The organism is Priestia abyssalis (assembly GCF_002019595.1).
Taxonomy (GTDB): Bacteria; Bacillota; Bacilli; order Bacillales; family Bacillaceae_H; genus Bacillus_BA; species Bacillus_BA abyssalis.
Genome location: NZ_KV917369.1, coordinates 5,284,539 through 5,304,722 on the forward strand (window position 1 = coordinate 5,284,539; position 20,184 = coordinate 5,304,722).

Annotated in this window: 20 protein-coding genes, 1 pseudogene and 1 riboswitch; of the genes and pseudogenes, 5 read left to right on the top strand and 16 right to left on the bottom strand. The window is 39.9% G+C overall.

The annotated features are described in order from the left end of the window. Window positions 1-19 precede the first annotated feature (19 nt). Complete coding sequence (gene hpf, locus BK575_RS25410; protein ID WP_028396073.1) at window positions 20-568, bottom strand: ribosome hibernation-promoting factor, HPF/YfiA family; 549 nt, start codon at window positions 566-568, stop codon at window positions 20-22. 566 nt (window positions 569-1,134) lie between these two features. Between hpf and BK575_RS25415 the strand changes: the two genes are divergently transcribed. The 5 genes from BK575_RS25415 (at window position 1,135) to BK575_RS25435 (ending at window position 5,103) form a co-directional block, all read left to right on the top strand. Beyond that, on the top strand, window positions 1,135-1,770 hold the full coding sequence (locus BK575_RS25415) for a Yip1 family protein (RefSeq protein ID WP_078414306.1): 636 nt from the start codon (window positions 1,135-1,137) through the stop codon (window positions 1,768-1,770). A 29-nt stretch (window positions 1,771-1,799) separates the two neighbouring features. Next, complete coding sequence (locus BK575_RS25420; RefSeq protein ID WP_078414307.1) at window positions 1,800-2,087, top strand: hypothetical protein; 288 nt, start codon at window positions 1,800-1,802, stop codon at window positions 2,085-2,087. 82 nt (window positions 2,088-2,169) lie between these two features. Further along, window positions 2,170-3,372, top strand: a complete 1,203-nt coding sequence (locus tag BK575_RS29210) for a DNA/RNA non-specific endonuclease (protein ID WP_139368106.1) — start codon at window positions 2,170-2,172, stop codon at window positions 3,370-3,372. A gap of 1 nt (window position 3,373) precedes the next feature. Beyond that, the gene (locus BK575_RS25430; RefSeq protein ID WP_078414308.1) at window positions 3,374-3,847 is read left to right on the top strand and encodes an antitoxin YezG family protein; all 474 of its coding nucleotides are present in this window, start codon (window positions 3,374-3,376) and stop codon (window positions 3,845-3,847) included. Between the two features lie 275 nt (window positions 3,848-4,122). After that, window positions 4,123-5,103, top strand: a complete 981-nt coding sequence (locus tag BK575_RS25435) for a hypothetical protein (protein ID WP_078414309.1) — start codon at window positions 4,123-4,125, stop codon at window positions 5,101-5,103. 132 nt (window positions 5,104-5,235) lie between these two features. Here the strand turns inward: BK575_RS25435 and tnpA are convergent. The 15 genes and pseudogenes from tnpA to flgM form a co-directional block, all read right to left on the bottom strand. Further along, a pseudogene (gene tnpA / locus BK575_RS25440) lies at window positions 5,236-5,725 on the bottom strand (IS200/IS605 family transposase). 317 nt (window positions 5,726-6,042) lie between these two features. Beyond that, a complete protein-coding gene (locus tag BK575_RS25445) occupies window positions 6,043-6,393 on the bottom strand; it encodes a hypothetical protein (RefSeq protein ID WP_078414310.1) in 351 nt (116 codons plus the stop codon). Further along, the gene (gene fliS, locus BK575_RS25450; protein ID WP_078414311.1) at window positions 6,393-6,794 is read right to left on the bottom strand and encodes a flagellar export chaperone FliS; all 402 of its coding nucleotides are present in this window, start codon (window positions 6,792-6,794) and stop codon (window positions 6,393-6,395) included. Before fliS ends, BK575_RS25445 begins: the two co-directional genes overlap by 1 nt. Before the next feature lie 18 nt (window positions 6,795-6,812). Beyond that, window positions 6,813-8,321, bottom strand: coding sequence for a flagellar hook-associated protein 2 (locus tag BK575_RS25455; RefSeq protein WP_078414312.1), 1,509 nt, complete (start codon window positions 8,319-8,321; stop codon window positions 6,813-6,815). A 15-nt stretch (window positions 8,322-8,336) separates the two neighbouring features. Next, a complete protein-coding gene (gene flaG, locus BK575_RS25460; RefSeq protein WP_078414313.1) occupies window positions 8,337-8,675 on the bottom strand; it encodes a flagellar protein FlaG in 339 nt (112 codons plus the stop codon). Between the two features lie 181 nt (window positions 8,676-8,856). Beyond that, entirely contained in the window at window positions 8,857-12,453 is a 3,597-nt protein-coding gene (locus BK575_RS25465) for an OmpL47-type beta-barrel domain-containing protein (protein ID WP_139368107.1), read from the bottom strand. 211 nt (window positions 12,454-12,664) lie between these two features. Then, window positions 12,665-12,753, bottom strand: a riboswitch (cyclic di-GMP riboswitch). 97 nt (window positions 12,754-12,850) lie between these two features. Continuing rightward, window positions 12,851-13,390, bottom strand: coding sequence for an IS630 family transposase (locus tag BK575_RS29220; RefSeq protein WP_328589562.1), 540 nt, complete (start codon window positions 13,388-13,390; stop codon window positions 12,851-12,853). Continuing rightward, the gene (locus BK575_RS29225) at window positions 13,375-13,920 is read right to left on the bottom strand and encodes a helix-turn-helix domain-containing protein (RefSeq protein WP_078414315.1); all 546 of its coding nucleotides are present in this window, start codon (window positions 13,918-13,920) and stop codon (window positions 13,375-13,377) included. The genes BK575_RS29220 and BK575_RS29225 overlap by 16 nt, the downstream gene beginning before the upstream one ends. A 220-nt stretch (window positions 13,921-14,140) precedes the next feature. Beyond that, the gene (locus tag BK575_RS29530; RefSeq protein ID WP_078414316.1) at window positions 14,141-15,763 is read right to left on the bottom strand and encodes a flagellin N-terminal helical domain-containing protein; all 1,623 of its coding nucleotides are present in this window, start codon (window positions 15,761-15,763) and stop codon (window positions 14,141-14,143) included. A 184-nt stretch (window positions 15,764-15,947) separates the two neighbouring features. Further along, complete coding sequence (csrA, locus tag BK575_RS25485; protein WP_078414317.1) at window positions 15,948-16,178, bottom strand: carbon storage regulator CsrA; 231 nt, start codon at window positions 16,176-16,178, stop codon at window positions 15,948-15,950. A 14-nt stretch (window positions 16,179-16,192) separates the two neighbouring features. Beyond that, window positions 16,193-16,627, bottom strand: a complete 435-nt coding sequence (gene fliW / locus BK575_RS25490) for a flagellar assembly protein FliW (RefSeq protein ID WP_078414318.1) — start codon at window positions 16,625-16,627, stop codon at window positions 16,193-16,195. A 211-nt stretch (window positions 16,628-16,838) separates the two neighbouring features. After that, complete coding sequence (gene flgL, locus BK575_RS25495; protein WP_235867443.1) at window positions 16,839-17,726, bottom strand: flagellar hook-associated protein FlgL; 888 nt, start codon at window positions 17,724-17,726, stop codon at window positions 16,839-16,841. A gap of 8 nt (window positions 17,727-17,734) precedes the next feature. Continuing rightward, window positions 17,735-19,207 carry a flagellar hook-associated protein FlgK gene (gene flgK / locus BK575_RS25500; RefSeq protein ID WP_078414320.1) on the bottom strand — a complete coding sequence of 491 codons (1,473 nt, stop codon included), beginning with the start codon at window positions 19,205-19,207 and terminating at the stop codon, window positions 17,735-17,737. Window positions 19,208-19,242: 35 nt separating this feature from the next. After that, window positions 19,243-19,737, bottom strand: coding sequence for a flagellar protein FlgN (locus tag BK575_RS25505; RefSeq protein ID WP_169907981.1), 495 nt, complete (start codon window positions 19,735-19,737; stop codon window positions 19,243-19,245). Between the two features lie 151 nt (window positions 19,738-19,888). Continuing rightward, on the bottom strand, window positions 19,889-20,152 hold the full coding sequence (gene flgM, locus BK575_RS25510) for a flagellar biosynthesis anti-sigma factor FlgM (RefSeq protein WP_078414322.1): 264 nt from the start codon (window positions 20,150-20,152) through the stop codon (window positions 19,889-19,891). Window positions 20,153-20,184: the final 32 nt, after the last annotated feature.

Consider the following 20,184-nt stretch of genomic DNA (forward strand, 5'->3'; position numbering starts at 1 on the left):
TATATTTAATATAAATGGTTTAGTTTGGCTCAATTAACCCATAGCGGCCGTCTTTACGGCGATACACCACGTTCGTTGCATTCGTTTCAGCGTTTGTGAAAACGAAGAAGTTATGACCCAACATGTTCATTTGTAAAATCGCTTCTTCACTGTCCATCGGCTTTAAGTCGAAGCGCTTATTACGAACTAACTCTAAATCTTCTTCCTCGTCTTGAACCGCCACATTGCTTTCGACGTTATTGGCAAATACGTACTTCGCCGGTTCTCTTTCACGAATCTTGCGATTGACTTTCGTTTTATGTTTGCGGATTTGGCGTTCCAATTTGTCAACTACAAGATCAGCCGCCGCATATAAATCATCATGAACTTCCTCTGCGCGAAGAACTAAATGCGTCATCGGAATGGTTACCTCTATTTTTTGTTTGTTGTTGTATACTTTTAGATTCACATGTACATCAGCATTAATTTCTTGGTCAAAATAACGCTCCAATTTGCTTAACTTTTTCTCAACATGCTCTCTAATTGCTGGAGTTACCTCAATGTTTTCGCCACGAATGTTATACATCATAACTTGAACTCCTCCTTCTTATCCAAATGGATATGAATACTTATTTCTACAATACCCGACATTTTTCCTTCTTAAACTTTCAGAAAATACGAAAAGATTATGAACTATGTAAGTCAGTCCGGTACACTTCCTGGCTCTCAGGAAATGAAAGACACCACTTTTTATCGCGGCACCTTTGCTAGTATGTCCTGGTGAACGAAAAGAAAAAACTTGATCCGGGATTATATAAATATTCCCTATGAACAGAAAAAATCCCTGCCAATTACAGGTAATAATTAATGTATGCCGGTTTTCATTTATAATAAAAAAACCTAAAATAAGGAAATATTATTAGGCCATTTTTTAATTTTTTAGGAATAAAGTTACGCATTTGCAAAAGAGCGCTTCGTTTCATTCCATTTTAATCTTCTGTTTTCCCTCTCCTCCTTCAAAAGCAACGCTTATCGACAGTGATTTTGTCCTATTTTGATTACCCTCTGTTCATTTTTCCATTTTGTCGCTTTTCGTAAAAACTGTTACTTTTAACATGTAAAACATTACCAAACTATCGAAGGAGCTTATATGAAATGGAAGTTTCGATGAACACAACACTGAATAACAAAGCAATTTTTAGCATTTGGAGACATCCGAGCGAAACGATGAAAGGAGCATTAGGACAGCATCCTACATCATTCCTTATTTTGATCGCCTGGTTAGCCGGACTCTCCAATCTGATTGATTTTGCGGTTTCTCGCAATGTGGGAGATCGTGTCGCGTACTCATCCATTTTAATTATTATCTTTACAGCCGGTCCGGTTTTCGGATTGCTTCAATGGACCGTTTCCAGCTACTTGTACACGCTGGTCGGAAAGTGGTTCAGGGGAAGTGGAGAATGGCGTGAAATGCGTGTGGCATATGGATATGCCCATATCCCGATCGCATGGGGGATGATCTTGCAGGTCATTCAGCTATTTTTATTTCAAGACGGATTTTTTCAAAGCAGTCCGATTTATCCGTCTGCTTTCTATGGCATCATGATGATTCTTTTCGGGTTGATCGACCTTGTATTGATGGGCTGGTTTCTCGTCATTTTAGTCAAGGGTGTATCGATCGTCCATGACTATTCATGGAAAAAGGCCCTCGGAACGATTATAGTCAGTACCCTTCTCATTTTTATACTGATTTTCATTTTCTTCTTTCTATTTATTTTTGGCGTCGGCTAATCATCTAAGACATGAGGAGGTGAAGCTCATTGAGATATCAAAAGTTAATTATTTTGACCCTCGTATTTACCTTATTCATCCTGACAGTTCCTGCGCAAATGTTGGCGTCGGCGGCCGTTCAGCCATGGGGAGGGTCTGTCGGGTCGTGGGAAGATTCCATCAAAGAATGGCACGGCAAGGAGTGGAAAGACCAACCACCCCCTTCTGCCGAACAGCAATGGCTTGATTACCTAAAAGAAAACCATCCGGAGCTGTACGAGCAATACATAAATGAATGGCTGGATGAAGTGAAAAAAAACAGACCCGGCCCTATATGAACAGTACATCAAGCAATGGCAAAACGGCCAGGATGATTTTTCCCCATTTGATGGGTCTCTCTCCCCTCTTGACGGAAACTACTTGCAGTGGCAACAATTGAAACTAAGAGAATTACCATTTGACACGCTGGCCTCCACTTACAACGGTCCATTTGGCGCTGTACTGCCGAGCTTGCTCATGACGGGCTCACTGTTTGCACCAAAAGGAATGGAAATCTTCTCGATTTTCAACCGGACGATAAGCGGGGATAACAACGCCTTTTCACTCTTTGCACCGTTATCTCCACAAGAGCTCATGATGAATCAGTTCTTCCATTTGAGCTTCATGAAAGGAATCAATGCAGCTCAAACAAGCGGTGACGGCAAAAGCGAAATAGCAGAGAAACAAACACCCCCTGCCAGCAACAACGGCGGAACCATCAAGGAAGCAAACCAAGAAGATAAGCCGTGGTACAAAAAAGCCGGTGACTGGATCGGTGATCAATATAACTCAGTCAAAGACGCCGCCCACAGTAACGCCGTCACTGGCGAAGTTTGGGATTTCCTGATCGCGGATGCGGAAGGAACGATCACAGGAGTCGACCCGGTCACCGGTGAAAAGCTATCCGGCATGGGCCGCGGCTACAACATCGCCACTACCGTCTTCAAGCCGCTGAAAGTCGTCGACAAAATAGCGGACGGAGCCAATGCCGCGAGGAAAGCGGAAAAGATTAAGGATACGAAGAAGCAGAGTATTGGGCGGAAGGAAGAAGACGGCAAGAAAGAAGAGAAAAAAGAAGAAAGACATAAAATTAATAATGTACAGGAAGTAAAGTACGGAGACCACTATACAAGAGATGGGCGCAGAAAGGTACTAAAGCCAAATATACGATATACAAGCAGCGAAGGGTATAGTTATAAAACGGACGATAAAGGACGTATTATACGTGGCGAAGGGACACTTAGTAAAGGAGAGGGGAAGAGAAACAACCATGCTCAGAAGGTAGCTGGCAGAGAAGATCGATTACCAGATGATGAGGGTGGTCATTTAATAGCAAGCATTTTTAAAGGTTCGGGAGGTCTTGATAATCTCGTACCTATGAATGGTAATCTAAATAAAGGAGAGTGGAAAAAGTTAGAAAACACCTGGTCTAAGGCTTTAGATGATCAAAGAACAGTAGAGGTTAAGGTAAACCCGGTATACGAAGGAAATTCTCAACGGCCGGTAAGTTTTGATATAGAGTACAAAATCGGCAATGGCAGATGGCAGTTTGTTGAATTTTTAAATAAGCCTGGAGGTAACTAACATGATTGAAGAAAACTTGGGAGTTCTATATGAAAAAATAGCACAAACGATAGTCGATACAATACCCGAAGAGTGGTTGAAAGTCTACTTATACGGTGAAATAGCCGACGATGTTAGAAAGTCATTCTTCTTCTATTGCCCAACAAAGGGAAGCCCAGTTTATAGCCATGATATTCCGGAGTTATTTAATATAGAAAGAGCTGAATATAAAAGATTATGGCGGCAATTGTTAAATGATTTGCAAGAATTATGGCATGAATTCAAAAACAACGGACATGAGCCATGGACCAGCTTAACACTTATTTTTGATCATTCAGGAGATTTTAAGATCGAATATAACTATGAGGACTTATCTCAAGCAAATGACAATGAAAGACAGATTATTTGGGAACATAAGTACCTTGGACTTATACCAAAGGATGAAGATGATAAGAGATTCTTAGATGCATTCCTAAATCAACCAAAGATTAATTGAAAAACAACTCAAATACTTCATTAATCTCCATTAACGAACTATCAGATAATAACGTTAATATCCATAAAATATAAAGTAAATTTTATATCAACCTTGATTGGCTGCATGCCTTTCAAGGTTTTCTTTTTTAGTGGGGGTCAGTGAATTAGAAAGAAGAGGATTTTCAATTGAAAAAGCTATAAGCTATGTCTTCCCCTCTTTACTGATAAGGCGAAAGAAAGTTATAATAGATAAAGAACAAATGTTCCTATTTGTTAAATGAGGAGTGATAGAGCATGATAGAATCTATTAAAAGGATAAGAACATTACTGCCTCACACAGCATTAAGCATGCTAACAGGTAAACTACTTGGTGACGGAAGTGTTTCCATTGAAAAGAGTCGAAAACCCCGCTTCCGTTTTTCTCATACTATTTATGATAAAGGCTGGTGCTTCCATTGCTATGAACAGTTGAAATCACAGTTACCTCTGGCTGAACCTAAATATCAAAAATCGCCTGATGATCGAGTTAAACGGGGATATACAGAAAAATTTTATGTTCAGTCATACGTATGTGAGAAATCCTCTTTACTGAAAGACATATGGTATCCCAAAGGTAAAAAGACACTTCCTCTCACCATGATAAAGGATTATTTAAACCCCCTATGCCTAGCCTGGTGGTACCAAGATGACGGACATTTGAAGATCGAAAACGGAAAACTGAGAAAAGTCATTTTATCTACTGATTCATTTACCGAAAAAGAAAACTTCTATTTACAACATCTACTAGAGCAAAAATTTCATTTAACCTTTTTAGTAGACAAACAAAATCGTCTCGTCCTCTATGACCAACCACAAATTTATTACTTCTTAAGCATCGTCAAACCTTTTATCCATCAAAGTATGAATCGTAAAATAAACATTCCAATCCAAGAAGCAGCTTTTCCTTCATACAAAAGAACAACCGTTTATTTACCTAGCTTCATTGAGCTGGATAAGCCAACCAATGATATATACAACGCTCTAGAGGCCTTGCCTAACCTTTATAGCTTCGTATCGAATAATACTTCCTATCACCAATTATTTCAAAAACTATTTCCCTCCCTCTCATTAGAAAAGGATAAACTAAAGAGTTATCAAATTCGTTTAAAAGAAGAGCAATTGATTGGGCTGCAGAAGTGCCAGCACATCACAGGTCTGCGTACAAGTCAATTGATCCATTTGTGCTTTATTATCAACGGGAATGAAAACTACATAACAGAATTAAGCCATTTATAGTCAAAACCACCCGTGATAACGGGTGGTTTGCTCTACGGCTGGAAGCCTTTGTTACTGACCAAACCCTAAAGGGCTACTGAATGGTTCGCCAGTTGTACTACTTCTACTGGCCAGACCTCAAAGGCCTCCTCCTTACTTTCGTTTCTTTTTCTTTACCTCTTCACCTGTAAATGGATCGATGTATTCCATCATACTTAATTGTTCTGCGACTATATCATCTTGTATTTGATTGCGTATATATTCTTCTATGACCTTCTTATTTCTTCCAACGGTATCCACATAATATCCTGTACACCAAAATTTTCGGTTCCCGTATCTATATTTTAAATTTGCGTGACGATCAAAGATCATTAAACTGCTTTTTCCTTTTAAGTATCCTACAAATGAAGAGACACTGATCTTAGGCGGAATACTTACCAACATATATATGTACGTGGTCTTTACACGCTGTTGCTTCGATAATCTCCACACCTTTTCTTTCGCACAAGGTACGTAGTATTTCTCCAATGTCTTTTTTAATTTTCCCATAAATCACTTGTCTTCTATACTTCGGTGCAAATACGATATGATACTTACAATTCCAAGTTGTATGTGCTAAACTATTAGTGTCTTTTTTAGACATAAAAACTCCTCCGTATGCTGATATTTTGGTTGGCGAACCAAAAATATTTTAGCACCACAGGGGAGTTTTTTTAATACCATGCTGTAAGCTTTTTAGAATCCTAGGCCTAGCCTAGGGTTTTCTTTTCGATAACAAAAAGGAGATCGCCCCGATGGATGAGCTCCTTTTTATCATTAAAGCAATTTAACTCCTGTAACTGATGGATCGTATCTTTCGCTTCTATACGCGTACACTTCTAGCCTTATTGAAAAATTCAAATAACACAACAGAACAGGTTGCTTTCATATTAAAATCCGCTACTAAATAACGGAGATTACTTATTTCCGTTTATCATAGAAAGTCCCATCGAACGAAAGGTTTTCATAAGGATTAGTATACTTATTTGTTTTTTGCTGTTTTTGTTTCAGTTTACGGATATCAATAGAAATTTCTTCTTTTTGCCCTTTCAACTGCTCATCAATCACTTGATTCATTTGGACAATTTCTCGTCCTAATTTTTGTTCCTCAGGCGAAAAAGGAGGCTGAACCTGCGGGAGAAGCTTCTGACGCTTTTCAAGCAACTCTTCAATCTTTTCAATATAAAAATCACGTTCTTCACTGGAAGGAGAACTAAGAGCTAACTCGTATAACTCCTTAGTGATTCCATAAACTTGTTGAACAGCGCTCACTATGCCTGCCCGCCCTGCTGATGCGCTTTTTGACGAGTTAGCTGGATAACTTGCTTCCATGTGTCACGGAATTCTGTTACATAGCCTTCTACTTCATCTAAAATTGTTAAATCATTTTTGATGTTTACTTCTACGAGACGGCGATTAATGTAATCATACATGATCATCATGTTTTTAGAGACTTCAACATCCATGTTTAAAGTTACCATCAACTCCCGGATGATGTTTTGAGCTCTTAATAAATTTTCATTCTTAACCTCTATGTTATTTTGCTCAATAGCTGCACGGGCCAATTTCATAAACTTTAAACAACCGTTATATAACATTAAAGTTAACTCGCCGGGCGAGGCTGTATTGACTACATTTTGCTGATATGCTTGGTAAGGGTTATTTGTTACCACTATATTTCACTCCTCTTTTTACACTCCACCGCTGAATTGCTGCATAAGATATGAGCTCTGTGTATTGGCTTGCTGAACAGCTTTCTCCATTGCAGTAAATTGTCTCCAATAACGATCCTCTATTTTGGTGAGACGGTCTTCATAGCGATCCATGCTCTTAGCGATATCACTTAAATTTCTTCCTAAAGAAAACTGTTGATTTGTCCATGATGAGTTTCCGGCTCGCTCTTCTACTTTTCCAATTGTATTTTTTATGGTATCACGAAGACGGCGTGCAATGCCTTTAGATTCAGAAGTAGTTCCATTATGATTAAACAACTCATAAACGGCGGTCGGATTCTCTTGAATTTTCTCCCGCAGCTTCGTTTCATCAATCACCAATTTCCCTCTGTCCAAATAGTTAGAGCTAGTGGTGATCCCGATTTCCGCCAGTTGGGAGAAGCCTGCCGTAATGGCGGTTCCATCTTTTAAACCAGCATATAAATCGGAACGCATTTGACTCAAACCACCGGAAAGAATGGAGTCATTGCGCAGCATACCGCTTTTCGCTTTTTCCTCCCATAAGTCAATTTCCTTCTCTTCCATTGCCTCCTTCTGTTCATCTGTCAAAGGGGCAAAATCCCGGTAACGCTCTTCTTTTAACTCACCATTAATTTTACTGATGACTTCATTATATTTATCAACAAACTTTTTAATCATATCAAATATTCCATCTACATCTGTTGATGTTGAGATAGAGATGGCTTCACCGGTATTTGTTTTATTTTTTAACGTGTAATTAATCCCATTCAACGTGAAGTTATTTGATTTTTGTTGCATTTGATAGCCATTGATTTTCACAACAGCATCTGTACCCCGATTCAGTGGATCGGTTGTTAACGTATCACCGTTAAATTGAAAACCAAGGTTTGTCATAAACGTCTTCGTTCCTGAATCGGTGATGTTTATATATCCACCTGCACCCGTTTTGTTGTTCGAAAATACAATTGTATCTTTATATTCCTTTGATACCTCATCATAAATCTTTTGATTCATTGCCGTAACCCCAAGATTGGAACCATTAATCTTAGCCACAAAATCATCTACCGTATCGGTTGGTGCTAAAGAAATGTTGACGGTTCGCTCCGCCGTTCCGTCAGGATCCTTCACAACAAACGACAATGAGCCTGATGCGGGTGGTGCAAATGCAACAGCCCCTGTCGTTTTCCATGTTGCAGACTTTGCCAAATCTATAACCTCAACCGTTGATGTTGTGTTAGCAGAAGCATTTAAAGCTGTCGCCGTTACCTTGGAATTATCCGAACTCGTTAACGTCTTTTTTAGAAAGGCAGATTGCTTGAAGACTCCGTCGAAAATAACGGTATCCAACTCAGCTAAAGCTTTGTTCATGTTTCGGTAATCGTCTCGCTGCCACTCAAGCAATTGCTTTTTTTGAATAAGTTTATCCAAGGGTATTCTCTCTGCCTTCATTAGATCAGAAATAATTTGATTCGTATCCATACCGCTTGCTAAACCGCCGATACGCATATTACTTCACCGTCCTTATATTTTTTGATCGAACATAACTCCTAAAAATTCAGTCATAGCCGTATATATATCCAGCATCTTTTTCGATGGAATCTCTCGAATGATTTCTTTCGTATTTTCATCAATCACTTCTACATAATATTGTTCCGATTCTTCATGAAGCTCAAATTGAATAGATATATGTGTCGGCTGGACGAAATCATTCAAACTTTTCACTATTTCTTCTAATTGTTTTTTATTTAAATCTTTTTGCTCAAGGCTTCTCTCCTCGGCCCCTTTGTTTTCTTGCTGTTGGATTTTCGTAGTTTCTAAGTTATAAAAAGCCGATGTCGAGGAAGAAAGGCGTTCAATCATAAATCGTCCTCCTGCACTGACCACTCGTTTATTTTTGTTATCGGCAAAAATACGTTGAATTTTATAGGACGAACGGCTGAAATATAACTAGGAAAATAAATATCAGATAGAGAACATACATAGATAAAAAATGACTGCCGACAATCATGCCAGCAGCCATTAAGATTTCTTACTATATACCCTACTTTACGATAACAGTTGTATAACCAACAACAAGCTGGCCATTCACCATTCCGCGAAATTCTACTTTCACTTCTCCCGGCTTCCAGTCAAAATCCTCACGGTTAAATTTGAACTGCCCTTTTTTAGCCATTTGCTCGGATCCGTTGCTCTTTGAAATAGCAGAAACACCATTTAAAGTTACACTTGAAAGATCAAAGCTAGTATCAAATCCTTTAGGCAAATTAACTTTAACAGTGAAGACACCTTTGTTGTCTTTGATAACCTTAGGTAAAATCTCCAAGTTACCAGGAATATAAACGGTAACGGTCTTTTCTAGAGTGGTTGTCCACCCCGCTTCATCCGTTACAACTAATTTCACATCATAATGCCCCGGCTGATCAAGAGAAAATGCCGCCCCTTTAGCAACTTCTTCACCATTGATTGTCAGCGTTTCAACCACAATTCTGGATAAATCATCTTTAGCATCATAAGAAACGATTAACTTTGAGTCCAACTCATATTCATCCACCAAATCCCATGAAATAGCCGGAGCCGTTTTATCGATTTTCACTTCGACTGTTTTTGCTTCTTCTACATTCCCTGCGTTATCTACGCTGTAGAAGCTCACTTTATTGATGCCTTCTTCCTTAACTGTAAACACCGTTCCTTCTACAAACTCCGAACTGTTTACAGAATAGAAGGTTTTTGCCACACCGCTTAAATCATCTGTGGTCGTTAATTCCACATTCACTTCTCCTTGATACCACTTATCAGAAACATTCGATGCTGTCTCTGGACCATTGACATCTACTTTCACTTCAACTGTTTTTGCTTCTTCTACATTTCCTGCATAATCTATGCTGTAGAAACTTACCTTATTAATGCCTTCTTCCTTAACCGTAAACGCTGTTACTTCCACAAACTCTGAGCCGTTGACAGAATAGAAGGTTTGCGCTACACCGCTTAGGTTATCTGTAGCCGTTAATTCTACCGTTACTTCTCCTTGATACCACTTGTCAGAAACATTCGATACCGTTTCTGGAGTGGTATTATCGATTTTCACTTCGACTGTTTTTGCTTCTTCCACATTTCCTGCTTTGTCTACACTGTAGAAACTTACCTTATTGATGCCTTCTTTCTTAACCGTAAATGTTGTCCCTTCTGCGAACTGCGAACCATTTACAGAATAGAGCGTTTGAGCCACACCACTTAGGTCATCTATGGCCCTTAATTCTACAGCCACTTCTCCTTGATACCACTTATCAGAAACATTCGATACTGTCTCTGGTACTGTGTTATCTATTTTCACTTCGACCGTTTTTGCTTCTTCCACATTCCCTGCTTTGTCTACACTATAGAAACTTACCTTATTGATGCCTTTTTCCTTAACCATAAACGTCGTTCCTTCTGCGAACTCTGAACCGTTTACAGAATAGAACGTTTGAGCTACACCGCTTAGGTTATCTGTGGCTGTTAATTCTGCTGTTACTTCTCCTTTATGCCATTCAGTAGAGAGATTAGATGTAGTTACAGGGGGCTCTATATCAAACTGTTCAGCCTCGACATTTACCGTACCGTACTTTTCACCTTCTTCGCCTGACGAAGTAACAGGAACTACGCGAAACTCATAATCACCAGCTTCCAGATTTTCAACGGTAATGCTTGTTTCCCTTGTGTTTTCCACTAACACTAATTCACCGTTGACAACTTTATAAACATTATAAGATTCTGCATTCGTCACTGGTTCCCAGCTTACTGTCACATCATCTCCTTCAACGACAGGTTCTTTGACGACTGGAGCCTCTAATGGAGAGGTAAATTTTTCTGCCTCCACCGTAACCGTAGTATATTCTGCTCCTTCTACTCCTGAATCTGATACAGGAACGATGCGGAACTCATGATCACCGGCTTCAAGATCTTTGATGATACTGCTTGTTCCAGTTACATTTCCCACTAAAACCAGCTCTCCATCTACCACCTCGTAGACATTATAAGACTCTGCGCCAGAAACGGTACTCCAAGTTAGAGTCAAATCATCACCTTCAACTGAAGGAACAGCCGAAGATGGGGCTTCCAGTTCCGGTTTAACGTCCGTAATCACCTTCTTGGAATAAGGGGATTCTCCGAAACGGTTACTTACAGCTGCAACCACAAATTCATGTACCCCGTCTGTTAAGTTAACTACATAATAAGAGTTTGTGTTAACGGTATTTAAAAACACAAATTCTCCGTTTAGAATTTTATAAATATTGTATGAGTTTGCATAATCAACCTCATTCCAACTAAGAGCAACATTATTACGATTATTTAGTTGTAACTGAACGACAGGTATCTGAACCTCTGGGTATATAATGGATACTACCGTTTGTGTTTTATCACTTGATTCACCAAAACGATTACTGACAGTCGAAACTTCATACACGTAATCCCCTTCGGCCAGTTTTGGAAAGTACTGACTTGTTTCCTTTGTTGTATTAATCAGTTTCTTCTCATTGCCACTTACTTGATATACATTGTAACTCGTTGCATATTCTGCTGCCTGCCAACTTAATGTTAAATCATTACCATTACGGATAGTTGACTTTAAGCCGGTAGGGGCTTGGATTTTGGGGTGAATGATTGAAACTGTAATTTGGCTTGAATTTGTTGATTCGCCAAAACGATTACTAACTGTTGAGATTTCATATATGTAGTTTCCTTCGGCTAATCTTGGAAAATACTGACTTGTTTCTGTTGTTGTACCAACAAGTTTTTTCTCATTGCCACTCACCTGATATACATTATAACTCGTTGCATATTCTGCTACCTGCCAACTTAATGTTAAATCATTGCCATTGCGAATAGTTGACTTTAAGCCGGTAGGGGCTTGAATTTCTGGATAAACAATTGAGACTGTGATTTGGCTGGTACTTGTTGATTCACCAAAACGATTACTAACTGTTGACACTTCATAAACATAATTTCCTTCAGCTACTCTTGGGAAGTATTGACTTAAGTTTGTCGTTGTGGCAATTAGTTTTCTCTCATTTCCAATTATTTGGTATACATTGTAGCTTGTCGCATATTCTAATGCCTGCCAACTTAATGTTAAATCATTACCATTACGGATAGTGGATGTTAAACCAGGAGGTGCTTGGATTTTAGGGTAAATAATTGAAACTGTAACTTGGTTCGTATTTGTTGATTCGCCAAAACGACTACTAACTGTTGAAACTTCATACACGTAGTTTCCTTCGGCTACCCTTGGAAAGTACTGACTTGTATTTGTTGTTGTACTAATTAGCTTTTTCTCATTGTTATTCACTATATATATATTGTAACTTGTTGCATATTCTGCTGCCTGCCAACTTAATGTTAAATCATTGCCGTTACGAATAGTTGAGGTCAAACCCGAAGGCGCTTGAATTTCCGGATAAACTATTTCAACTTTCACAGAAGATGCCAATGCTGATTCATTTGTCCCCTTTACCGCAGTTACTGCAAACGTATATGTTCCCTCTTTCATTCTCGGGTTATACCAGTAGCTATCACTTGTTTCAGCAAGCAATTCTTTTTGATCACCGTCTAATTTGTAGATACGATACTTGCTAGCTCCGTATATAGCATCCCATTTCAAGTTAACGTCGTTAAAATTATATTTGTTAACTGTTAGATTTGTGGGTGCCGAAATACTTTCCTCTGCAAAAACATTTATAACCGGAAAAATTAACTGAAATACCATTAGAATTGATAAGAAACATGCTAATTGACCATATCTATTTTTACTCATGGTTTCCTCCTTTCCCAGTGAGGAAATCCACATATGCTAAAAGGATTCTAGCATATCCTGTGGTAACCGGCTGCCATCCATTCCAATAATCGGTACAGGCCCATAGCTTTGCGTCCTACAGTTTCCCATAGTTTGCCTTTTTTCACTGGTTCACCTTTTTTCTTTTATCTTACCGCTCTATTTCAGTAAATTTTGTTAGTAGATTTATACAAGAAACATTTCTTTTAACCTATATAAATCACGATTAATATTCCGACATAGCTAACGATCCGATCCGTTGAAGCACTTTTTCAGGAAACTGGTCTAGGTGCTCTAAAAACGATGACACGGATTTTCGGATATCTTTCTGAGTGGCATGGAACCGATTGACGATGACGCTCTCTTTCAACCATCCCCAAATACGCTCCACTGCATTTAGGTGCGGAGAATAGGGAGGAAGAAAAAGAAGAGTCAGTCGATGTTCATTTTCTTTCAAGAAGGCTTCTAAGATTTTCGCATGGTGAATACGGGCATTATCAAGAATCATGACCACGTGTCGATCCTCATATTGCGCCAATATATAGCGAAGAAACGCGTAAAACGATTGAGCGTTACACTGGTTCGTTTCCATACAAAGAAATTCGCCGTTTCGAATGTTGACGCAGCCAAATAAACTCACCGTCGCATGATGACCATGCGTGGGGATTTGTCTTTGTTTTCCTTTGACGCTCCACGTGGCACGTAAGGTTTGATAATCCCGGATGTGGCTCTCATCTTCGTATAACAGAATTACATCGTCTGAGATGTTTTTTTCACCATGTTCAGTTCTCGTTGAAAGGCTTCCTGTTTCTGGCGATTGGCACGCTTCAGAGTATAGGTGGGACGCGTATAGCTAAATCCCCATCGCTTCAGCATATCGCCGATGCCACTGCGGGACATCGTAATCGCGAACTTATCTTCGATGACATGTTTTAAAATGCGAGTATCCCAGCGTGATTCGAAGCCGTATCCTTCTTCAGCTGGTGTACTGTGTTCAAGCATCCGGCGCAGTTCCTGTTCTTCTTCCGATGATAAAAACGGAGGCTTACCTGGTGAATAATCACGATGTAATAAAGCGTCCATTCCGCCATCATTAAACTTCTGAACGTAGCTCGAAATCGTTTCTCGATGGATGTTTAAGAGTTTGGCCACTTGAATGGCATAATACCCTTGCATAATGAGCCGAATGACCGCCACTCGCTTTGCCATAGAAGCTTTTTTAATGGTTTTTTCATGTATTTGAAGTTGTTCAACCGTCCAGCCATGGGTATTTGTAATTGTAAGTCCCTTTCTCATCTTAATCCGCTCCTTCATTTGTTCTTTTAGGAGCAGTATAGACAAGAAAGATAGAATATTAAACGTGTCGAAGAATTAAGTCTGATTTATATAAATCACCAAGCTCAATAATAATCAAAATTTACCGACGTTAATACTTTAATAGAACAAAAGTTGTACTATTATTATCTAATAAAGAGGCCTTAGAAAATTCTAAGACCTCTTGTATAATCTAAAAAAATTAACGAAGAAGCTGTAATACTTGCTGAGGCTGTTGGTTTGCTTGTGCAAGCATAGATTGAGCTGCTTGAGCAAGAATATTATTCTTGCTGTTTTGCATTACTTCTTTAGCCATATCTACGTCACGGATACGAGATTCAGCTGCTGTCATGTTTTCAGATGTTGAAGCAAGGCTATTAGTTGTATATTCTAGACGGTTTTGTAAAGCACCAAGTTTTGCGCGTTGTGATGATACAGTATTAATTGCATCGTTAATTGATGTAATAGATTCTTGGGCAGATTGAGACGTCATTACAGATAGATTTACACCATCTTTTCTTAATCCTAATGCTTCTGCTGTTGTTGCATTAATAGAAACCTTTAAATCCTGTCCTTCGTTTGCACCAATTTGAATCTGAGCTGATTTATCCTGAGAACCTACTGTTACTGTCGCTACACCACTAGCTGTCAATCCTGTTGAATTAAACTCAATATTTAAATTAGAAGCTTGAATAATGGAATTAGCTCTAACAGCGACCGTGCTATCCCCAGCACTTGCATTTCCACCATCTCCAACATCTACATGTCCAACATAGTCACCTGCATTAGCAGCTACTCCAAGTTGATCGAGCCCACCATTTGCTCCACCATTCATCGCTTGATTGAAAACGGTTTTTTCGATTCCATCACTTGTTTTAGCCGTAATACTTAAGGAAGTAATATCATTAGCTGCACCTTTTTGACCTGTAATAACTAAATCGGTAGCAGCTCCTGTATAAGTTGCACCAAGATTATCAAGACCTTCAGAATTTGCCGTTACAGTAGTAGCTCCCATTGCAACACTTGAAGCACCTAAAGTATTTTGGATTGTAGACATAAAGTCAGCCAGCTTACTATCTTCTTTAACAACAAAGGTAGCATTCTTAACTTCTCCGCCTACTACACCGGAAATTGTGATTTCATCCCCCACTTTAAATCCAAGACTAGTGCTTCCTGCGGCATCATGTAAATCAGTCATTAAAGTATTTCCTGTAGCAGCAGTACCCGATGCGTCTGCGTCTAAACCAATAGAGGCTTTCCATACAGCTGCCGTATCAGCAGCTACGGTACCAGCACCAAGGTTAATTGTTGTTGTACCTGCTGTAGCTGTAGCACCTGCAGAAACATTTAAAACTCCTGCGCTAGTCGTGCTATTCGAAAAAGATGCAGATTTAGCTGTTTGAGAAACATCACCGTTTAATATTTTAGTGTTGTTAAACTCAGTTGAATTAGCAATACGATCCACTTCATCAATCAATTGATTCATTTCTTCCTGGATGTTTGCTTTATCTTCCGCAGTTGACGTACTGTTACTTGCTTGAACAGATAGCTCACGCATACGCTGTAAGATAGTGTGCTGGGTATCCATCGCACCTTCTGCAGTTTGGATCATGGAAATACCATCTTGAGCATTGCGCTGTGCTTGATCTAAACCACGAATCTGGGCACGCATTTTTTCTGAGATTGCTAGACCTGCAGCATCATCAGAAGCCTTATTGATGCGAAGACCTGAAGATAATTTCTCCATCGATTTTGCCATGTTACTAGTATTAGTCGATAGCTGGCGGTATGTGTTCATTGCCGAAATATTATGGTTAATAATCATTTCCTTTTCCTCCTTGAATTTCCTCTCCACGTCCTTGTGGATTTCTTTCAATCACCTATTAAAAATCGGCCGCCTTTTATGTAGATGATTGTTACACTCTTTATATCGACCGTGGTTTTAGTTTGTTTATAGAGGAAAGAGAAAGTTTTTTTATAAAAAATAAAACTGCCGTGGTAAGCAGTTTTTAGCCCTTCGTATTCCAGCTCTTCAGCTTTTCAAGCAGGTTATTCACCGTATCCGACGCCGTTTCATTTGCCTTCTGTATTTCGTTATAAATCTCCATCCGATGAATCTCCACTGATTTTGGAGCGTTGATTCCGATTTTCACTTGATCGCCGCTTACGGATAATACGGTAATTTCGATATCATCGCCGATTTTAATTGATTCTTTTAGTTTTCTTGTAAGAACGAGCATGCCTTCCTCCCTCCTTATTTAGCTGTTTGTTGAAATAGATGATGTTTTGTATGATAGCTTGTGCCGGTTAAAATGATTTGCTTTCCTTTTTTGTTTTTCGAGTTGATAATGACAGGTGCCTGTAGATTAGCCGTTGATTCATTGAAGTTCTCGGCCACTGTTAAAATAACATAAGTTGCAGCTTGTTCAGCCGATTCAAGCTCCAGCTGTTCGATATAGTTTTCCTCAATGACAAAATCATACTCTTTAAAAAAGGGAAATGGATTGGTGATGACAAATCCCAGCCTAGGAGTTTTTATAGACTGTAAAATCTGGAACGTTCCTTCTTCATCCAGTGATAAGATAATGAATTGCTGTTCTTCCTCAAACCCCGGAATCCCTTGCTCAAATGTCACAATATCTTCTTGATTAATCTCAACTTGTCCATGATATTTCGTTTCAATTTTCATTTCCTCACAACCTCTTATTGTTCAAATTTCTTCTCTACCTATATTGTTACATTCTTTATACTTTTCTTAGTTTATGTCTATTTAATTCATCTCATTGTTCCATATCATAAAGCTCAAGAGACGTCTTGACTAATTTGATAGGTATACTTTGCATCCCCATCAAATTAGTTATGAAAAAAGCTATCTAAACAATAGATAGCTTTTGCCTTATTCATCTTAGGAAGTCCATCAACGTAGGCTGGATAACCTTCGAGCCAACCGCGAGCGCCGCTTGATGGACAGATGTTTGTGTTTGTAAGTCAATAAGCGCTTTTTCAAATTCTACATCTTCCGTGTCAGATAGCAGGCGTTTGAAGGTGATTTCCTGTTCATCGGTTCTTGCTTCCATTACTTCAATGCGATTATATTTCGCCCCTAATTCAGAGCGGGCTGTTGAAACCGCATCGGAGTTAGCGTCAATTTTGGCAAGGTATGTATTGAGTTCTTCTCCTGAAACGCCGGCTTTCAATTTCTCCTGCAGCTCTTCAATGTTTTGGAAGAAGTCGTTGCTAAACACTTCGCTTCCCTTTATGCTGACAGGCATGCTTAATCCTTTTGCGAGCTCAATTGTAATTGGTTCGCCTTCTGTACCGGTATTGACCGTTTTTCCATCCACAACGGCCACTGGAGCGGTTTTTGTATTGCCGCCGTTGAAGATATAGTGATCTCCAACCTTCGTATTGGCAATATCCATCAGATGCTCTTTTAACTCGTTAATCTCATTTTCAATCGCCTGACGGTTTTCTGTATTGTTCGTATCGTTACTCGCCTGAACGGTCAATTCACGAATGCGCTGCAATGCCTGTGTCGCATCATCGAGTGCCGTGTCAGCATTATCGATGGAGCTGTACGCTTTTGAAAAATTCGTTTTAAACTGCTCGATTTCCGTTAAGTTCGTTCTGTATCCCATCGCTTGTACCGCAACAGTCGGGTTGTCGGACGGACGAGTGATTTTCTTGCCTGTTGAGACTTGATTTTGATAATCAATCAGCTTTGAATAGCTTTGGTTTAAGTTGCGAAGCATATTGTTTGAAAGCATTCCTTGTGTGATACGCATCATTCATTCACCTACCTTCCGACCATTCCCATACCGTTAATGATTTTATCGAGCATTTCGTCTGTCACTGTAATCATTCGTGCCGCTGCGTTGTACGCGTGCTGGAACTGGATCATGTTCGTCATTTCTTCATCAAGCGATACGGAGTTGACCGACTGGCGCCTTCCATCCGCTGATTGCAGCAGCATGTCCGCATTGTTTTTGAAGCGTTCTGCCTGCTGGCCGTCCGTACCGAGCTTTCCAATGATTCCTTGATAGTTTGACTTTACCGTTTGAAAAATGCTTGCTAACTGTTTTGCATTGTCACCGTTTCCGGACTCATTTGGTTTCGTTGAAGCCGCGATATTCGCTAAGTCATCCATCATACCCGACACTTTAATCGAAGCGGCGTCTGTTCCTTCAAAGAAGGAAATACCGGTCGTATCGCTGTCTAGAGCATAGCCGGCTGTATGAACATCATTAAAGGAAGCCGCAAATGAGCGGGCCAATTCATTCAGGCTGCTGATCATTTCCGGATACAGGCCTTTCCCTTCACTCCCCGCTGCTTCAATCAATCCACGCAGCTTCCCGGATGGCAAATTGCCGTTTGCAGGATTTTCTAATGAAATTTCCTGACTCCCTATCTTCAATGCCGGTGGAATTTCTCCGATTCCATCACCGTCTTCATCTCTTCTCGGCTGAAGAGAAACTTCCGCGTGGTCTTTTCCGTTTACAAAAGAGTATTCATTCCCCTCGCTGTCTACAATCGAAATATTGTAAATGCCTGCTGCTGTCGGGAGATCCGTTCTTCCTGATGAGACTGCTTCCACTTTTATATCCACAAACTGTGACAGCTGATCGATTAATTGATCGCGTTCATCATATAAAGCATTCGGCAATTGTCCCTGGCGTTCAATTTCCGCAATTTGCTTGTTGAGCTCGGCAATCTGCTCTCCAAGTGAATTGATGTCCTTCACCACTGCATCCCTTTGGTCTTCTAAACTCGTTTGTGCACTTGATAAAGCATCATGAAGATATCGAAACGTTTCCGCAACGGCCTCTCCCCGCTCCCGCACAACCGCACGCACTCCCTCGTCTTCCGGGTTCGCACTTAAATCTTGAAGCGACTTCCAAAACTGATCCATCGCCGCCGATAAGCCGCTATCGCTCGGTTCGTTCATAATCGTTTCCATTTGCGCAAGAGCATCTGATTTAGATGTCCAATAGCCGAGAGTATTATTTTGACTGCGGTATTGAACATCCAGAAACTCTTCACGAACACGCTGAATCGATCCGGCCTGCACTCCTGATCCAAGCTGTCCCGGAAGATTAGGCTGGTTTCTTCCGACTCCAGGATAAGATAAGGATTGAGTTAAATTCACACGCTGTCTTGTGTACCCTTGTGTATTGGCATTAGCAATATTGTTGCTCGTTGTATAAAGACCCGCCTGCTGGGCTGCCATAGCCCGCTTCGCGACTTCAAGACCGTAGAATGATGAGATCATGATGCTGTTTCCTCCTTTTTAAACACGTTCTTTGATTAAATCTTTGAATTGAAGACGGAGCGGATTTTCGCTCCATTTGTTTGTTTCTGAGGACGTTCATAATTGAATGTTTGCGGTCTTGGCTGAATCAAATCTAGAGTTAGATTGACAAGCTGCATCGATTGATAGAGGATTTGTTGGTTGAGGTCATTTCGCTCTTTCAAGTGCTGAATGCAGGTGACAAGCTCTCTTTGCAAGCTTTTTAATTGTTCTTGCACTGACCCGCTGACAACGGCCATCACGTCAGATAACACCGGCTCTTCTTGTCCGCTCATAAGCTGACCGCTTAACAACTGGACCGTCTCCGCTCTCCTCTGGCTTTCTAATTGGTTGATGAGCGCGATGTGCTTCTGTTCGGATTTTAAGATTTCATTCAGCTCGGAAATATCATTCTGCTTAATCACTTCTGTCTTTTGCTCTGCCACTGCCAATAAGCTTTTATTGGCGATCAACTGCTTATTTAAAATGTCTATTAGCTTTTGAGCCTGCACCTTCATTCATTCCTTTTAGAGGTTGTTCAAAAAGTTTCAGGAAAAAATGACCGTCGAATGTCTGCATCAGCTTGCCTTTTCGTTCCTTCAAGTTGTGCTCCCTTAAACTTCCCGGTCTCTTTTATCCTCTTTTTTCAAACACACATTTTGATTATTTTTTAGAGTAAAAGTCAATAATGCCTTTTGCTGTGGCTTCTTTGTCTACTTGATACGTGCCGTTTTGAATTTGCTGTTTGAGAGCATCGATTTTCATTTGGCGCTCTTTGGAAATCTGATTGGCTTGCTGCATTTCTTTTGCTGCAGAAGAAATTTCCACTTTATCCTGCTTTTTGTTTACATTCTCCAGTTGCTGTTGTTTTTCCATCTGTTTCTTATACGGATTCATTCCCGGCATTCCAAATTGGTTAATTTTCATGGGTTTCTCCTTTCTGAATGGTTTTACCGCTT

Coding starts and splice junctions, on each gene's coding strand:
- hpf (WP_028396073.1), bottom strand. CDS start 568: ATGATGTATAACATTCGTGGCGAAAACATTGAGGTAACTCCAGCAATT.
- BK575_RS25430 (WP_078414308.1), top strand. CDS start 3,374: ATGATTGAAGAAAACTTGGGAGTTCTATATGAAAAAATAGCACAAACG.
- fliW (WP_078414318.1), bottom strand. CDS start 16,627: ATGAAAATTGAAACGAAATATCATGGACAAGTTGAGATTAATCAAGAA.
- flgL (WP_235867443.1), bottom strand. CDS start 17,726: ATGATGCGTATCACACAAGGAATGCTTTCAAACAATATGCTTCGCAAC.
- flaG (WP_078414313.1), bottom strand. CDS start 8,675: ATGATTGAACGCCTTTCTTCCTCGACATCGGCTTTTTATAACTTAGAA.
- flgM (WP_078414322.1), bottom strand. CDS start 20,152: ATGAAAATTAACCAATTTGGAATGCCGGGAATGAATCCGTATAAGAAA.
- BK575_RS25455 (WP_078414312.1), bottom strand. CDS start 8,321: ATGCGTATCGGCGGTTTAGCAAGCGGTATGGATACGAATCAAATTATT.
- BK575_RS25415 (WP_078414306.1), top strand. CDS start 1,135: ATGGAAGTTTCGATGAACACAACACTGAATAACAAAGCAATTTTTAGC.
- BK575_RS25435 (WP_078414309.1), top strand. CDS start 4,123: ATGATAGAATCTATTAAAAGGATAAGAACATTACTGCCTCACACAGCA.
- csrA (WP_078414317.1), bottom strand. CDS start 16,178: ATGCTCGTTCTTACAAGAAAACTAAAAGAATCAATTAAAATCGGCGAT.
- BK575_RS29530 (WP_078414316.1), bottom strand. CDS start 15,763: ATGATTATTAACCATAATATTTCGGCAATGAACACATACCGCCAGCTA.
- BK575_RS29225 (WP_078414315.1), bottom strand. CDS start 13,920: ATGAGAAAGGGACTTACAATTACAAATACCCATGGCTGGACGGTTGAA.
- flgK (WP_078414320.1), bottom strand. CDS start 19,207: ATGATCTCATCATTCTACGGTCTTGAAGTCGCGAAGCGGGCTATGGCA.